General features: G+C 65.7%; 16 protein-coding genes. 5 read left to right on the top strand and 11 right to left on the bottom strand.

Annotated features, from left to right (window positions below):
- Positions 1–57: 57 nt before the first annotated feature.
- The 4 genes from Ga0080574_RS06410 to Ga0080574_RS06395 all read right to left on the bottom strand — a co-directional run bounded on the left by Ga0080574_RS06410 (position 58) and on the right by Ga0080574_RS06395 (position 2,438).
- Entirely contained in the window at positions 58–747 is a 690-nt protein-coding gene (locus tag Ga0080574_RS06410; protein ID WP_076696226.1) for a DUF4396 domain-containing protein, read from the bottom strand.
- Between the two features lie 95 nt (positions 748–842).
- Positions 843–1,229, bottom strand: a complete 387-nt coding sequence (gene gloA2 / locus Ga0080574_RS06405; RefSeq protein ID WP_076696224.1) for an SMU1112c/YaeR family gloxylase I-like metalloprotein — start codon at positions 1,227–1,229, stop codon at positions 843–845.
- A gap of 156 nt (positions 1,230–1,385) precedes the next feature.
- Positions 1,386–1,589, bottom strand: a complete 204-nt coding sequence (locus tag Ga0080574_RS06400; RefSeq protein WP_076696222.1) for a CsbD family protein — start codon at positions 1,587–1,589, stop codon at positions 1,386–1,388.
- Between the two features lie 87 nt (positions 1,590–1,676).
- On the bottom strand, positions 1,677–2,438 hold the full coding sequence (locus tag Ga0080574_RS06395) for an NAD kinase (protein ID WP_076696220.1): 762 nt from the start codon (positions 2,436–2,438) through the stop codon (positions 1,677–1,679).
- Between the two features lie 179 nt (positions 2,439–2,617).
- Here Ga0080574_RS06395 and glyA point away from each other — a divergent pair, with 179 nt between their 5' ends.
- Together glyA and Ga0080574_RS25835 are read left to right on the top strand one after the other, a co-directional pair.
- Positions 2,618–3,913, top strand: coding sequence for a serine hydroxymethyltransferase (gene glyA / locus Ga0080574_RS06390; RefSeq protein ID WP_076705727.1), 1,296 nt, complete (start codon positions 2,618–2,620; stop codon positions 3,911–3,913).
- 255 nt (positions 3,914–4,168) lie between these two features.
- The gene (locus Ga0080574_RS25835; protein WP_156876313.1) at positions 4,169–4,738 is read left to right on the top strand and encodes a hypothetical protein; all 570 of its coding nucleotides are present in this window, start codon (positions 4,169–4,171) and stop codon (positions 4,736–4,738) included.
- A 199-nt stretch (positions 4,739–4,937) separates the two neighbouring features.
- Here the strand turns inward: Ga0080574_RS25835 and Ga0080574_RS06385 are convergent, their stop codons facing one another.
- Entirely contained in the window at positions 4,938–6,818 is a 1,881-nt protein-coding gene (locus Ga0080574_RS06385) for a PhoX family protein (protein ID WP_076696218.1), read from the bottom strand.
- 280 nt (positions 6,819–7,098) lie between these two features.
- Between Ga0080574_RS06385 and Ga0080574_RS06380 the strand changes: the two genes are divergently transcribed.
- The gene (locus Ga0080574_RS06380; RefSeq protein WP_076696216.1) at positions 7,099–8,721 is read left to right on the top strand and encodes an MFS transporter; all 1,623 of its coding nucleotides are present in this window, start codon (positions 7,099–7,101) and stop codon (positions 8,719–8,721) included.
- 13 nt (positions 8,722–8,734) lie between these two features.
- Here the strand turns inward: Ga0080574_RS06380 and Ga0080574_RS06375 are convergent, their stop codons facing one another.
- Both Ga0080574_RS06375 and Ga0080574_RS06370 read right to left on the bottom strand, forming a co-directional pair.
- Entirely contained in the window at positions 8,735–9,619 is an 885-nt protein-coding gene (locus tag Ga0080574_RS06375; RefSeq protein ID WP_076696214.1) for an alpha/beta hydrolase family protein, read from the bottom strand.
- A gap of 240 nt (positions 9,620–9,859) precedes the next feature.
- A complete protein-coding gene (locus Ga0080574_RS06370; protein ID WP_076696212.1) occupies positions 9,860–10,513 on the bottom strand; it encodes a peroxiredoxin in 654 nt (217 codons plus the stop codon).
- A 161-nt stretch (positions 10,514–10,674) separates the two neighbouring features.
- Between Ga0080574_RS06370 and Ga0080574_RS06365 the strand changes: the two genes are divergently transcribed.
- On the top strand, positions 10,675–12,114 hold the full coding sequence (locus tag Ga0080574_RS06365; protein ID WP_076696210.1) for an aldehyde dehydrogenase family protein: 1,440 nt from the start codon (positions 10,675–10,677) through the stop codon (positions 12,112–12,114).
- Between the two features lie 152 nt (positions 12,115–12,266).
- On the opposite strand, the gene Ga0080574_RS06360 is transcribed toward Ga0080574_RS06365, so the two are convergent.
- The 4 genes from Ga0080574_RS06360 to Ga0080574_RS06345 form a co-directional block, all read right to left on the bottom strand.
- Positions 12,267–12,914, bottom strand: a complete 648-nt coding sequence (locus Ga0080574_RS06360; RefSeq protein ID WP_076696208.1) for an RluA family pseudouridine synthase — start codon at positions 12,912–12,914, stop codon at positions 12,267–12,269.
- 38 nt (positions 12,915–12,952) lie between these two features.
- Positions 12,953–13,564, bottom strand: coding sequence for a LysE family translocator (locus Ga0080574_RS06355; protein WP_076696206.1), 612 nt, complete (start codon positions 13,562–13,564; stop codon positions 12,953–12,955).
- Complete coding sequence (gene msrC, locus Ga0080574_RS06350; RefSeq protein ID WP_076696204.1) at positions 13,561–14,010, bottom strand: free L-methionine (R)-S-oxide reductase MsrC; 450 nt, start codon at positions 14,008–14,010, stop codon at positions 13,561–13,563. The genes Ga0080574_RS06355 and msrC overlap by 4 nt, the downstream gene beginning before the upstream one ends.
- Positions 14,011–14,103: 93 nt before the next feature.
- Complete coding sequence (locus Ga0080574_RS06345; RefSeq protein ID WP_076696202.1) at positions 14,104–15,276, bottom strand: acetyl-CoA C-acyltransferase; 1,173 nt, start codon at positions 15,274–15,276, stop codon at positions 14,104–14,106.
- A gap of 93 nt (positions 15,277–15,369) precedes the next feature.
- Here Ga0080574_RS06345 and Ga0080574_RS06340 point away from each other — a divergent pair, with 93 nt between their 5' ends.
- On the top strand, positions 15,370–15,708 hold the full coding sequence (locus Ga0080574_RS06340) for an STAS domain-containing protein (protein ID WP_076696200.1): 339 nt from the start codon (positions 15,370–15,372) through the stop codon (positions 15,706–15,708).
- Positions 15,709–15,710 lie beyond the last annotated feature (2 nt).

Here is a 15,710-nt window from a genome sequence, read left to right as displayed (position 1 = left end):
ACAAAGACGCCCGCTGTTCCGCAGCGGGCGTCTGTCATTTCCGGGGCAGGGCGGTCCTCAGTGCGCATGGGCCTCGTGGTGGCCGTGCGTCCCGTGATCGGTCATGCGCGGATCCATCATGCCTTCCTTCACGCCGAAATGCAGCAGCAGCACGTTCACCGGGTAGGCGGCGACAAGGCCACAGGTCAGCGATACGATCAGCGAGGACCAGAACCGGACATCGCTCATCCCGGCATTGCCGGCCAGCGTCAGGTCGACCGCGATGGCCACGATCTCCATCACGAAGATCGAGGGGGTCTCGGCCAGGAAGGTGTCTTTGAGCGCAAGACGTTTCGAGACGCCGTCCTGTATCAGCGGGCCGAAGGTGAGCGCGAAACCCACCGTATAGGCGAAAGCGAATGTGATGGCCGCTGTCGCCCCGGTGCCGACCCGCAGGAGACCCACCGCGAGGATAACGCCGGTGATCTCGCCCAGTCCGCAGCCGGAATAGCAATGCGCCACCGAGCGGAACGCGCGACGCGCCAGATTGTCCTCGGGGATCTCCTTGCGGCCACAGGTCCAGTAGATGAGCAGACCGAGCGGACCGGAATAGAGCACGGTCAACGCCCAGACGAGCTTCATCAGGCTCATCAGATGGCTGTTCTTCGTTTTCAGATCCCGCAGGAGGGCGATCTCGGAGGGGATCATCAGCAGCGCCCAGACAATCAGGAACCAGGGCGAGGCGATAACGCTTTCGACGGCTTGCATGGCATGTCCTTTCGCCGGTCAAACGGTGTGCCGCGCCGGCGGGTTCCCGCCCGTCTGCCGGATAATCGCATGAGATGTCGTTGACCGGCTCCGGTTCAGCGCTCGTAAAGCTCCAGCGGCAGCCCGTCGGGATCGGCGAAGAAGGTAAAGCGCTTGCCGGTCAGCGCGTCGGTGCGGACCGGTTCCACCGCGATGCCCCGCGCCTCCAGCCAGTCCTTGGCCACGGTCACGTCATCGACGGTAAAGGCAAGGTGGCGCAACCCCTTGGCCTCGGGGCGCGAGGGGCGCTCTGGCGGGGAGGGGAAGCTGAACAGCTCAAGCTGGCCGCCATCCGGCAGCGCGAGGTCGAGCTTCCAACTCTGGCGTTCCTCGCGCAGCGTTTCGGCGATCACCCGCAGCCCCAGAAGATCGACATAAAACGCCCGGCTGCGGGCATAGTCGCCGCAGATCAGCGCGACATGGTGAATGGCCTTGAGCTGCATTGCATCTTCCGTGCTGGCGTGCCGGCGAGGCGCGGCGTTTGTGCAGGCTATTGCGCCGTTCCGCCGGGTGCCAGCCCCCGCGCGAAATCGGGACTGCGAAACGACAAAGGCCCCGGCGCAATGCCGGGGCCCTTAAAAAGCGTCGCTGAGGCTGCCTCAGGCGGCCTTGTCGGCGAAGAACTCATCAACCTGACGCTCGGCATCCGCCTTTGCGAGACCGTAGCGTTCCTGGATCAGGCCCACGAGCTGCTCGCGGCTGCCAGCGGCCTTGTCGAGATCGTCTTCGGTCAGCTCGCCCCAGTTCTCCTGAACGGCGCCTTTCAGCTGTTTCCACTTACCTTGAATAATATCCCAGTTCATCGTTTCACTCCCTTGTTAGGGTTCTCCCGCCTACTCGCGGGGCTTCAATCAGGAAACGACGCCGGGCGGCAAAAGGTTCCGCCGGGCTCAGACGAACTGTTCGCGGATCAGCCGCTCTTCGAGCCCGTGACCCGGATCGAACAGCACCCGGTGGGCGACCGAGGGCTCGGAGCGGATATCGACGCGCAGCACGTCGCGCACCGACTGGCTGTCGGCCTCGGCCATGACCGGGCGCTTTTCGTGCTCCAGCACCTCGAAGGTGACCTCGGCGGCCTTGGGCAGCAGCGCCCCGCGCCAGCGGCGGGGGCGGAAGGCGGCGACGGCGGTGAGCGCCAGAACCTCCGCGCCGATGGGCAGGATCGGCCCGTGCGCGGAGTAGTTATAGGCGGTCGAGCCGGCGGGGGTGGCCAGCAGCGCGCCGTCGCAGACCAGCTCGGGCATGCGCAGCTTGCCGTCCACATGGATCGCCAGCCGCGCCGCCTGCGGGCCCGCGCGCAACAGAGAGACCTCGTTGATCGCCAGCTCCTCGTGCAGCGAGCCGTCGCTGCGATGGGCGCGCATCGAGAGCGGGTTGATCACCGCCTCCTCGGCGGCGGCGAGGCGCTCCTCCAGCCCGTGCTCGGAATACTCGTTCATCAGAAAGCCGACCGTGCCGCGGTTCATGCCATAGACCGGCACTTCCAGCTCCTGTGTGCGGTGCATCGTGTGCAGCATGAACCCGTCGCCGCCGAGCGCCACGATCACGTCCGCGCCCTCCTCGGCATGGTTGCCGTAGCGCCGGGTCAGCCCGGCCAGCGCGGATTGCGCGACGGGCGCGTTCGAGGCACAGAAGGCGATTTTCAGCGACATGACTGTCCTTTGGTGTTTCCTCGGCCGGGCCGGCGGTTCCGAAACAAGCACAAAGTTCCCGGCGCCGCCAGCCATGCCGGTGGATAATTCCGATATGCCGCTTTGACGGCTTTGCGCAGACCCCGCTTTCCTTTACGTAGGCGCCACATGAAGAATCCATGAAACCGGAGACCCGCCTCATGAACGCCCCGCACCGCGACAACGGCTTTTTCACCGAAGAACTCTCCTCCCGCGATCCCGAAGTCTTCGGCTCGATCACCAGCGAGCTGGGCCGCCAGCGCGAAGAGATCGAGCTCATCGCCTCGGAAAACATCGTGAGCTACGCCGTGATGCAGGCGCAGGGCTCGGTGATGACGAACAAATACGCCGAAGGCTATCCGGGCAAGCGCTATTACGGCGGCTGCCAGTATGTCGACGTGGCCGAGACGCTGGCCATCGAGCGTGCCAAGGCGCTGTTCAACTGCGAATTCGCCAACGTCCAGCCGAACTCCGGCAGCCAGATGAACCAAGCGGTGTTCCTGGCGTTGCTGAAACCGGGCGACACCTTCATGGGGCTCGACCTCAACTCGGGCGGCCACCTGACCCACGGCTCGCCGGTCAACATGTCGGGCAAGTGGTTCAACGTGGTCTCCTACGGCGTGCGCCAGCAGGACGAGCTGCTCGACATGGAGGCGATCCGCGAGAGCGCCCGCGAGCACAAGCCCAAGCTGATCGTCGCCGGCGGCACCGCCTATTCCCGCGTCTGGGACTGGGCCGCCTTCCGCGAGATCGCCGATGAGGTGGGCGCCTATCTGATGGTCGACATGGCGCATATCGCGGGGCTCGTGGCCGGCGGCGCGCATCCCTCGCCGCTGCCGCATGCGCATGTGGTGACGACGACCACTCACAAATCCCTGCGCGGCCCGCGCGGCGGCATGATCCTGACCAACGATGCCGATATCGCCAAGAAGGTGAACTCGGCGGTGTTCCCCGGCCTTCAGGGCGGCCCGCTGATGCATGTGATCGCCGCCAAGGCCGTGGCCTTCGGCGAGGCGCTACGCCCCGGCTTCAAGGACTACGCCGCGCAGGTGGTGAAGAACGCGCAGGCGATGGCCGACCAGCTCATGAAGGGCGGGATCGACATCGTGTCGGGCGGCACCGACAACCACCTCTGCCTCGCCGACCTGCGGCCCAAGGGCGTGACCGGCAAGGCCGCCGAGGCGGCACTGGGGCGCGCGCATATCACCTGCAACAAGAACGGCGTGCCGTTCGATCCGGAGAAACCCTTCGTGACCAGCGGCATCCGCCTCGGCTCGCCCGCCGGCACCACGCGCGGCTTCGGTGAGGCCGAGTTCCGCCAGATCGCCGACTGGATCGTCGAGGTGGTCGACGGGCTGGCCGCCAATGGCGACGAGGGCAATGGCGAGGTCGAGGCCAAGGTGCGGAGCGAGGTGGAAGCGCTCTGCAAACAGTTCCCGCTTTATCCGAAGCTCTGAGCTGGGTCCGAGAAAGCTCTCTTCAGCCTTGAAGATCAAGGCGCGACGCCCTCGCAGATGTCTGCGGGGGCGTTTTTATTTGGGGTGGCGGCTGTGCGGGACCAATTTAGCTTTCGCTGCCGCGGTGCAAAGGGCTGCTTTCGGGAGTTGCGGTTCACTTTTGGCACCTTGGATTGTCAATTTCCGCACAGACCTTGCATACGCACACGTTAAGCGCGATCCATGCTCAGGATTGAGATTGAAAGGACAAGGGACATGCCCTCCTACGTGAAGTTTTCTGAAGGAAAGAGCTCATCTGTCTCTCAACCGACAGAGTTCACTTTTCCGAATATTTGGGAGCGAGAGACATATCCCGAATACTCTCGCCTCTTAATCGGGTCTAAGCAGCACGAGGTGCGCCGCATACTGGAATTATGTCGACCACTAAGTGGGCCTTTTGGCGTTCTCTATGTTTTGCTTGTGTCCCGTTTGGGCAATGAGCCGGCGAGGTATCAAAGCCCTGCGCCAATTGACTATGACGATCTAGAATTGTTTATGTACACCTTCCAAGAATACTTCGAGCAAGATGGGCGACATGCGATTTGGGTTTCGTCGCTTTCTGGTGAAGGCCAATTCATTTTCGACCAACACAACTACATCTTTGCGTACGGCGATCTTGATCGGATGACGGCCCATCTCAGTGCTGAGGGGTATACTGAAGGTAGAGTCACGGTGCCTTCTCCTCATAGCCATCACTACCATGTGCAGTTCGACGAAACTGAAGACGAAGTTCTGGGTTATTGGCCCTGGTTCAAATCGCCTCTGGAGCAATCAGACGATCCATAACTCCTCGACGAAATCAAAAGCACCCTCAAAAAGTCTGGTTCCCGGAAGTTGCCACTCGTGGACTTTGCCGCATCTGGTGATTTGGGCTCATAGCTGCCATCGCCTTCGGAGCGGTCTCGCCCACAGATGGCCCTGAACAACACGCAAAAAGGGCCGGCGCATCCGCACCGGCCCTTTTCGATAAGCCAAGACCGAAAGATCAGCCGAAGATCGCGCCGTCTTCGCGCCACACGGCGATGACCGAGGAGCGCGGCTTGCCGGTGCCGTCGGGCCAGGAGCCGCCCGGGTGCTGGATGCCGACAAAGGCCACCGTGCCGTCCGGCGACCAGGTCAGGCCGGTCACCTCGGCGCCGTTCGGCGCGGTGAGGAAACGGGCGATCTCGCCGGTTTCCGGGTTGCCGACCAGCATCTGGTTGTTGCCCTGACCGGCGAACTCGCCCTCGTTGCTGTCGTCGCCATCGGTCTGGATCCACAGCATCCCGTCCGACGAGAAGGCCATGCCGTCGGGCGAGTTGAACATATTGCCCTCGGTGACGTTCTCGGACCCGGCATAGCTGTTGTCATAGACCGTCGGGTTGCCCGCCATCACATAGAGATCCCAGGTGAAGGTCTCGGCGCCGTGGTCCTCGCCCTCGGGGCGCCAGCGCACGATCTGGCCGAAATTGTTGGTCTCGCGCGGGTTCGGGCCGCCCACCGGGGTCTCGTCGCCGCCGGCATTCGGCTTCACGCCACGGTTCTTGTTGTTGGTGAGCGCGCAATAGGCCTCGGCGCGCAGCGGGTTCGCGGCGATCCATTCCGGACGGTCCATGGTGGTGGCGCCGACCCTGGAGCCCGCGAGGCGCGAGAACACCAGGATCTCTTCCAGCGGCATGCCGGTGGTCTCCGGCGTCAGCGCCAGCCATTCGCCGCTCATGTCGTCGTTGAACCTGGCGACATAGAGCGTGCCGTCCGACAGCAGGCCGTCGGTGGGCTGGCCCTCGGCCCAGGTGCCGTTGGAGACGAATTTATACATGAATTCGCCGCGCTCGTCGTCGCCCATATAGACCACGATGCGGCCGTCGGCGGCCTGCACCATCTCGGCGTTCTCGTGCTTGAAACGGCCGAGCGCGGTGTGCTTGATCGGGGTGCTTGTCGGATCTTTTGGGTCGATCTCGGTCACCCAGCCGTGGCGGTTCGGCTCGTTCGGCTCGGCGCTGAGATCGTAGCGGCTGTCGAATTTTTCATAGGCATAACGGCCTTCGCCACCGATGCCGTAACGGGTGATGCCGGCTGTCTCTTCGTAGTCGCCGGTGGCGCCGAAATAGCCGTTGAAGTTCTCTTCGCAGGTCAGATAGGTGCCCCAGAGCGTCTTGCCCGAGCCGCAGTTGTTCATCGTGCCCTTGGGGCTCATGCCCTCGGGGTCGGCATTGGTCTTGACCAGATCCGAGCCGGCGGCGGGGCCGTCCATGGTCATCCGGGTCTCGTGGGTGATGCGGCGGTTATAGGGGCTGTCGATCACAACCGCATAGCCGTCATCGCCCTCGGCGATCTCCAGAACCGTCACGCCCTGCATGTTCTTGAGCAGCGTCACCTCGTCGGCGCTCTGCGGCACGCCTTCGGAGGCGGCGGGCAGGTTGATCTTGGGGTTCACGTATTCGGAGTTGATCGCCAGCAGGGTGTGGCCGTCATGGGTGAAGGTCTCCATGCCGTCGGTGTTCTCGCCGAAGACCTTGTCGGACATCTCGACCGAGACGCCGGTTTCCGGCGAATAGGCACCCTCGGCTTCCGAGAACAGCGCATCGCCCCAGCGCACCAGCGGCTTCCACTGGTAGCCGGCGGGGACATGGATGTCGTAATCGGTGGCGATGCCGATGGGCTCGAAGCCGAAGGCGGAAGCCTGCGCGCGGGCGGAACTGGCCGAGCCCAGCACGCCGGTGCCGAAGACGGCGGCGCCGGAGCCGAAGGCCAGCGCGCCGCCGAGGAAGCCGCGGCGCGAGATCGCGCGCTCGACAACCGCGTCGAAACCGTTGGCGTCGGGGCGCGGGTCGCGCAGCTCGTCGAACTCGTCCCAGGAGAGGTCGACGGTTTTCTTGATGTCCATTGGGATACCCTTTGGCTGAAAGCTTGAGGAAACGGATATGCCAGCCCGGCAGCCGGGCGACAGGGATCTTGGCGTTGGGTGCCAGAGCGCTGTTTCCGGCAGATGAAGGATTTGTGAAGCTTTCATGTCGCTCCATGACGGTGCCGCAACGGCGTCGGCAGCTTGACCTTGGGGCCGCATTAGGGGACATATTTCCAGGTCTGCGCCCGTAGCGCGGCGCCGGTGGATGGGCGACAGTCGGGCTGCCCGCCGGTTCCCCCGCAACCGCTCAAGGGGCCTCATGCCGCCACGTTCCGCTTCTCCGCTCGCCGTCCTGCGCATCCCCGCCTTCCGCAACCGCTGGGCCGCTTCGCTGGTCTCGCATCTGGGCACGCTGGTGCAGTCGGTGGGGGCGGGCTGGATGATGACCCAGATCAGCGACAGCGACGCCATGGTGGGGCTGGTGCAGGCGGCGGTGACGGTGCCGATGATGCTGTTTGCGGTCTTTGCCGGCACCCTGGCCGACAGCCACGACCGGCGCCGGGTGATGATCGGGGCGCAGTTCTTCATGATGGCCTCGGCATCGCTGCTGACGGTGCTGGCCTGGGCCGGGCTGATGACGCCCTGGCTGCTGGTGCTGCTGACCTTTATGATCGGCACCGGCTCGACCTTCTTCAACCCGTCCTGGCAGGCCTCGATGGGCGATATCGTGCCGCGCAACGATCTGCCCTCGGCGGTGGCGCTGAACTCCATGGCCTTCAACGCCATGCGCTCCATCGGCCCCGCCGTGGGCGGCATCATCGTGGCTGCCGCAGGCGCCGCCGCCGCCTTCGCGCTGAACGCGGTGAGCTATGTGGCGATGATCGTGGCGCTGTGGCTGTGGAAGGCGCCGCTGCCCGACAATTCCCTCCCGCGCGAGCCGCTGCGCCTCGCGATCGGCTCGGGGCTTCGCTATGTCGCGATGTCGCCCAACCTGATGAACGTGCTGGGGCGGGCCTTTCTGTTCGGGCTTGGGTCTGTCGCGGTGCTGTCGCTGCTGCCCATCGTCGCGCATGAGCGGCTGGGCGGCGACGCCACCACCTATGGCATCCTGCTTGGCTGCTTTGGCGTCGGCGCCATCGGTGGCGCGTTCTCCAACGCCCGGCTGCGCGAGCGGTTCGACAACGAGCATATCATCCGTTTCGCAGCACTGGCGGGCACCGGCTCGACGATACTTCTGGCCTTTGCACCGGTGATCTGGCTCTGCCTGCCGGCGCTGCTGCTGAGCGGCGCCTGCTGGGTCGTGGCGCTGTCGCTTTTCAATGTGACGGTGCAGCTCTCGACGCCGCGCTGGGTGGTGGGGCGCGCGATTGCGCTTTACCAGAGCGCCTCCTTTGGGGGCATGGCGCTGGGCAGCTGGATCTGGGGCGCCGCCTCGGACGCGCAGGGGCTGACGCTGGCGCTGCTGGGCGCGGCGCTGACCCTGGCGCTGGCGGCGGCGGTCGGGTTGCGCCAGCCGCTGCCGGAATACGGCAATCTCGACATGTCGCCGCTGGATCTGTTCCGCGAGCCGATGCTGCAACTCGACGTGCAGCCGCGCAGCGGGCCGATCTTTGCGGTGACCCGGTTCGAGATCGACCACAAGGACGAGGCGGAATTTCTTGAGGTCATGGCCGAGCGCCGACGCATCCGCATCCGCGACGGGGCGCAAAACTGGGTGCTGATGCGCGATCTGGAAAACCCGAGGATCTGGGAAGAGACCTATCACGTCCCGACCTGGGTGGAATATATCCGTCACAACACGCGCCGAACCAAGGCCGATCACGGCACCTACGAGCGTCTGCTGGCGCTGCATCGCGGCCCCGAGCGCCCGCATACCCGCCGGATGATCGAGCGCCACGCCATCGCGCGCGGGCGCGGCGGGGCGTACTACTTCGATATCTGAGCGGGCGCGCCGGTCAGGCGGCGAGTCCGAGCTGCCGCGTCTTGCGTTCGAGCTGCCAGTCCGGCCGATGCCGACCGGTCCAGGCGAGCGCCTGTCCGGCGAGTGGCGCGTGGCCGTGATCGGTTGCCCGGGTCAGGAGATGGCGGACATAGCTCTTGTGATCCCGGCGCGCGCGCAGGAGGCTGTAGAACTCGGCCTCGGTCAGCGTGCCGTCGATGGCGCGGGTCGTGACGGTGCTCAGAATGTTCCAGAACGCGAAATAGCGCGGGATCTTGTGGCCGAGGAAGGGGCAGCGCAGATGGGTGACGCTCTCCGCCGTCAGGCGCGCCGCGTGGCGGCTGTCGAGCTGGTGATAGGGATCGTAGAGCACCATCGCTTCGCCAATCTCGCGCACCGTGTCGGCGGCATCGGCATAGCGGGGCTCATCCCAGTCGCCACGGTCCCGGGCGTCGCGATAGCGGGTTTCCCACGGCGCGAGCGCGGGCGACAGCGTGGTTTGCGGGTAAAAGGCGACAACCCGCGCACGCGGGCAGGCGGCGGCAAAGGTGAGGGCGCCGTCGCCGCCCATCGAACTGCCGTAGAACACCACCTTTTCGAAACGGTCGAAAAAGCCGCCATCGCGCAGCTCGTCGAAGAAATCGCAAAGCCGGCTCTGGCGAAACCAGTCGTTGCGCCGCCGCATCATGATGCCGAGATGGGAATGCCCGCGCCGTTCGAGAAATTCCATACCCCAGGGAAACCGGGGCACCGGCATATCGCGGCTCTTCATATTGTCGAAGGTCACGACAAGCGTGCTGCCGCGCTGGAAATGCACCGCGAAATGGCGGTTCAGGTCCTTGAAAAACCCGTTGGTTTCGGCGGTGAGCGCCGCTTTGCGGAATTTCCGGGGGAGGGGCAAAGGCGGCTCCCGATCCTGTTGATAACCTGCACGTTTTTACGCCCGCCTCTCGACATGCGGCGGCGATGCGCGGCCGGGCGGGTTTCGCGGAAACATATCATTGTTTGCAGAGCAGGGGGCGCGGGCGGTGGCGAAAGCCGCGCGGCGTTGCCGAAATGCACGCATCAGAAAACGCGCAGCGGGACAAACGAAACCCGCCGCCACGCGGGGCACGCGGCGGCGGGCAGAGAGCGGGCGGGATCAGGCCGGGTTCTTGGCGTAGCGCAGATAGGGCAGCTTGATGTCCAGCTCGCCGAATTTCTCGGTGGCGGCGGCGTCGTCCAGCGACAGTGCCACGATCACGTCCTGGCCGGTTTCCCAGTTGGCCGGGGTCGCGAGCGGCTGCTCATAGGTGCGTTGCAGACCGTCCAGCGCGCGCAGCACCTCGGCAAAGTTCCGGCCCACCGACATCGGGTAGGTCATCATCAGCTGCACCTTCTTGTTCGGCGCCACGATAAAGACCGAGCGCACGGTGGCGCTGTCGGCGGGGGTGCGGCCATCGGGCAGGTAGGCGTCGGCGGGCAACATGTCGAGCGCCTTGGCCACGGCCAGATCCTCATCGGCGATGATCGGGAAGCCGGCATCGGCACCGGCGGTTTTCTCGATATCGCCCTTCCACTGCTTGTGCTCATCGACACCGTCGACCGAGATGCCCATCACCTTGGTGCCGCGCTTGGCCCATTCGTCGGCGAGCTGCGCCACGGCGCCGAATTCGGTGGTGCAGACCGGGGTGAAATCCTTGGGGTGCGAGAACAGGATCGCCCAGCTATCGCCGATCCAGTCGTGCAGGTCGTACTCGCCCAGGTCGGTGACGACGTGGAGGTTGGGAATCGTGTCGTTGATACGAAGAGCCATGGTGGTGTCCTTTCCTGTCCAAATCACTCGGTTTTGGTCTTGCTCTTTAGATACTTTCTAAACCGATGAAGTAAAGACCCCGGCTTGCGGCTCTGGGGGCAGGGTGACAGAGTGTCGCTCAGCGGAGGATTTGATCAAATCGTGCCTAACGGAGAGACAACATGATTGAGAAGCGTCAGTTCTATATTGACGGGGCCTGGGTGGATGCGCTGGCGGGGCGCGACCACGCGGTCATCGACCCGGCGACCGAAGAGCCCTGCGCGATGATCGCCCTGGGCGGGCAGGCCGATACCGACGCGGCGGTCGCTGCCGCCAAGCGCGCGCTGCCGGGCTGGATGGCGACGCCGGTGGCCGAGCGCATCGCGCTGGTGGAGAAGCTGCTGGCGATCTATTCCGAGCGCGGCGAGGAGATGGCGCAGGCAATCTCCACCGAGATGGGCGCGCCCATCGCGCTGGCGCGGGCCAACCAGGTGGGGGCAGGCGCCTTTCACCTGAAGAACTTCATCGAGGCGGCCAAGCGCTTCGAGTTCGAAAAGCCCTTCTCCGAGGCCTTCCCCGACACCCGTATGATCCACGAGGCAGTGGGGGTCTGCGCGCTGATCACGCCGTGGAACTGGCCGATGAACCAGGTCACGCTCAAGGTCGGCGCCGCGGCCATTGCCGGCTGCACCATGGTGCTGAAACCCTCGGAGGAAAGCCCGCTCTCGGCGATGCTCTTTGCCGAATACATGGATGCGGCGGGCTTCCCCAAGGGGGTGTTCAACCTGGTGAACGGCGATGGCGCGGGTGTCGGCACGCAGCTTTCCTCGCATGAGGATATCGACATGGTGAGCTTCACCGGCTCGACCCGCGCCGGCCGGGCGATCTCCAAGGCCGCCGCCGACACGCTGAAGCGCGTGCATCTGGAGCTGGGCGGCAAGGGCGCCAACCTGATCTTCGCCGATGCGGACGAGACGGCGGTGAAGCGGGGCGTGATGCACATGATGCAGAATTCGGGCCAGAGCTGCAACGCGCCCTCGCGCATGATGGTCGAGGCGCCGATCTACGACAGCGTCGTCGAGCGCGCCGCCGAGATCGCCGCCACGGTGAAGGTCGGTGCGCCTTCCGAGGACGGAAAGCATATCGGCCCGGTGGTGAATGCCACGCAATACGAAAAGATCCAGGGCCTGATCGAGACCGGCATCAAGGAAGGTGCCCGGCTCGTCGCCGGCGGTCCGGGCCGTCCGGAAGGGTTCAACAAGGGCTTCTATGTGCGCCCCACGGTCTTTGCCGATGTGACGCCCGACATGACCATCGCCCGCGAAGAGATCTTCGGCCCGGTGCTGTCGATCATGAAGTTCGAGAGCGAGGAAGAGGCGGTCGCGGTCGCCAATGACACGCCCTACGGGCTCACCAACTACGTACAATCGCAGGACGCGGAGCGCCGCCACCGGCTGGCGCGCCAGCTCCGCTCGGGCATGGTCGAGATGAACGGCAAGAGCCGCGCCCCCGGCGCGCCCTTCGGCGGCATGAAACAGTCCGGCAATGGCCGCGAGGGCGGGATCCACGGTATCCACGACTTCCTCGAGATCAAGGCGGTGAGCGGCTGGGCCGCCGAGTAACCGCTATCGGGGAGGCGGTGCGCCTCATCGCCTCCCCGTGCCGCGCAGGCCTTTCATCTTTCCGGCAAATACTCACGGCGCTCCGATAGGACCGGCGCGGCGTTCGGGCATTTCTCGCGCCAAATATGGTCGCGATTCTGCCTGAAATCTCTTTAAAACGGCGCCTTCGAGCGGAATTTGACCCCGATCCCGCTCTCCGGATGGTGCAGCCGCAGCTCCTCGGCATGCAGCATCATGCGCGGAAAGTCTCCTGCCGTCTCCGGCGCGTAAAGCGGATCGCCCAGGATCGGATGCCCCAGCGCCAGCATATGCACCCGCAGCTGATGGCTGCGCCCGGTCACCGGGTGCAGCCGCACGCGGCTCTCGGCATCGCTGACCTTGGTCACCTTGTATTCGGTCAGCGCCGGCTTGCCCGCTTCGTGATCGACCTTCTGCAACGGGCGGTTCGGCCAGTCGACGATCAGCGGCAGATCGACGCTGCCGGTCTTCGGCTCCAGCCGTCCTGCGACGCGGGCGATATAGGTCTTCCTGGTCTTCCGCGCTTCGAACTGCTGGCCGAGATGGCGCTGCGCATGCGCGGTCAGCGCAAAGACCATCACCCCGGAGGTGTCGCGGTCGAGCCGGTGCACCAGCCGCACCGTCGGAAAGGCCCGCTCCAGCCGCGCGATCAGGCAATCGGCCAGCTGCGCGCCCTTGCCGGGCACCGACAGGAGGCCTGCGGGTTTGTCGACCACGAGGATCTCGTGATCTTCGTGCAGGACGGGGATCTCGCCCGAGGGCGGTGCGTAATCGTCGCTCATCCGCCTCATGTGGCAAAGCCGGGCCGCCGCCGCAAGTCTCAGGGCAGGGCGGTGGCCCCCAGCGCCACGCCATAGACCAGAAAGCAGACCGCCAGCACCCGCCGCACCCAGAGATTCGCCACCGCCCCGAGCGCCGCCCGCCCGAGCAGCGCCCCGAGTGCCGTGTAGGTGATGTAACTCGCGGCGGTGATGCAGAGCGCGGTGGGCACGATCACCCGCATCTGCGACCAGATCGGCACGTTCGGCATGACGAATTGCGAAAAGGCGGCGAGATAGCCCGCCACCGATTTCGGGTTGATCGTCGCGATCAGGAAGGCGCGGGTATAGATCGAGCCCGAGGCCGCATGCGCCATGGCCAGCGGTCGGGACGCCGCGCGCCAGTTGCGGATGCCGAGCCAGAGCAGGAAGCCCGCGCCGAGGATCTTGGCGATCAGAAAGCCCGTGGGCGAATGGATCAGCAGCGCCGTCACCCCCGCCGCCGAGAGCGTCAGGAAGAGCAGCGCCTGTGTCAGGATGCCGAGCACGCCCCAGAGCGCGCGCAGAAAGCCCGCGCTCATGCCGGTCTGGATGCAATTCACCGCGTTCGGCCCGGGCGAGGTCACAAAGACCACCCAGAACAGCGCGAAGACGCTCCAGCCCTCCCAGCTCATCGCGCGAAGACGCTGTCGAGGATCGCCTGGAGCGCCCCGGCATCCTCTTCGGTAAAGGCGTCGGGCCGGTCGCTGTCGATGTCCAGCACCGCGATCAGCGCGCCGGAGGCATCGCGCACCGGCAGCACCAGCTCCGAACGGGTAGAGCTGGCGCAGGCGATATGGCCGGGGAAGGCCTCCACATCGGGCACTAGCTGCGCCGTGCCGGTGCGGGCGCAGGCGCCGCAGACCCCGCGCGAGAACGGGATGGTCAGGCAGCCATGGCCGCCCTGATAGGGGCCGATCTTCAGAAGCTCGGGCGCGGTGACCCGGTAGAAACCCGTCCAGTCGAACCGCTCGTCCGCGTGGTGGATCTCGCAGGCGAGCGTGGCCATGAGCGCGACCGGGTCGTCCTCATTCTCGGTGAGCGCGGCGACGGTGCGGGCAAGGCTTGGATAGTCGGTCATGACGGTGCCTTTCGCGGAACGGAACGGGGGGAGAGGGGGCAGAGCCCCCGCCCACGGGGCGGCTCCCCCGGGATCGCGCGGCGGGCGATGCGCTCAAATCCGCTCGATGGCGATGGCCGTGCCCTCGCCGCCGCCGATGCAGATCGCGGCGATGCCACGCTTCAGCCCGCGCGTTTCCAGCGCGTTCAGCAGCGTGACGATGATGCGCGCGCCGCTGGCGCCGATCGGATGGCCGAGCGCGCAGGCACCGCCATGCACGTTCACCACGTCGCGCGGCAGGCCCATCTCCTTCATGAAGGCCATGGGCACCACCGCAAAGGCTTCGTTCACCTCCCAGAGGTCGACATCGGTTTTCTTCCAGCCGATGCGGTCGAGCAGTTTCTGCGCCGCCGGGATCGGGGCGGTGGGGAAGAGGCTGGGCGCCTGCGCATGGCTGGCATGGCCGAGGATGCGGGCGCGGGGTGTGGTGCCCGTGGCCGCGGCGGCGTCGAGCGTGGTCAGCACCAGCGCCGCCGCGCCGTCGGAGATCGAGGAGGAGTTGGCCGCCGTCACCGTGCCGTCCTTGCGGAAGGCCGGTTTCAGATGCGGGATCTTCTCGGGCCGGGCGCGGCCGGGCTGTTCGTCGCGGGTGATCACCTCCTCGCCGGTGCGGGCGTGGATGGTGACCGGGGTGATCTCGCGCGCGAAGGCGCCGGAGCGCTCCGCATCCAGCGCATTGTCGAGCGAGGCGATGGCGTATTGATCCTGCGCCTCGCGGGTGAACTGGAACGCCTCGGCGCAATCCTCGGCAAAGGTGCCCATGAGGCGGCCCTTGTCATAGGCGTCTTCCAGCCCGTCGAGGAACATGTGGTCGATGACCTGACCGTGGCCGATACGGGCGCCGCCGCGCATCTTGGGCAGCAGGTAGGGCGCGTTGGTCATGCTCTCCATGCCGCCGGAGATCACCGTGGTGGCATGGCCGAGCGCGATCTGATCGAACCCCGTCATGGCGGCCTTCATGCCGGAGCCGCACATCTTGTTGAGCGTCGTGGCGGGCACCTCTTCGCCAAGGCCTGCCTTGAACCCCGCCTGCCGCGCCGGCGCCTGGCCCTGGCCCGCGGGCAGCACGCAGCCCATCAGCAGCTCCTCCACCGCCGGGCTGCCGGCCTCCGCCCGTGCCGCGCGGATCGCCGCGCCGCCGAGATCGGCGGCGCTGAGATCCGTGAACATGCCCTGAAACCCGCCCATGGCGCTGCGCGCCGCGCCGGTGATCACCACATCTGTCATGCCGTCTCCTCCCTAGAGCTTTGGTCCTGCATACCGAATGGTAAGGAATGCCGTCTAGCCTGCCGTTCAGGAAAGCAGTGCAGGGGCCGGCAGATGCATCTCACCATTCTCGGGACAGGCGATCCCCAGATCATTCGGGTCGAGGAGGGGCGGATCGATTCCGCCGTGGCGATCCAGTTCAAGGACGCGGTGCGCAGCGCCGTCTCGGCGGATGCGGCGCGGGTTGTGCTCGATCTGGGGCAGGTGGAGTTCATCGATTCGAGCGGGCTCGGCGCCATCGTCGCCGCGATGAAGGGGATGGCGCAGGGTCAGCGGCTCGATCTCGCGGCGCTGCGCCCGATGGTCGACAAGGTGTTCCGCATGACCCGTATGGACACGATCTTTGTCATTCATGACAGTGTAGAGGCCGCCTGCGGCAGCGGCGGCAGCTGAGG

Origin of the sequence: Salipiger abyssi (assembly GCF_001975705.1) — a bacterium.
Classification (GTDB): domain Bacteria; phylum Pseudomonadota; class Alphaproteobacteria; order Rhodobacterales; family Rhodobacteraceae; genus Salipiger; species Salipiger abyssi.
This window is presented reverse-complemented; position numbering and strand designations above follow the sequence as displayed.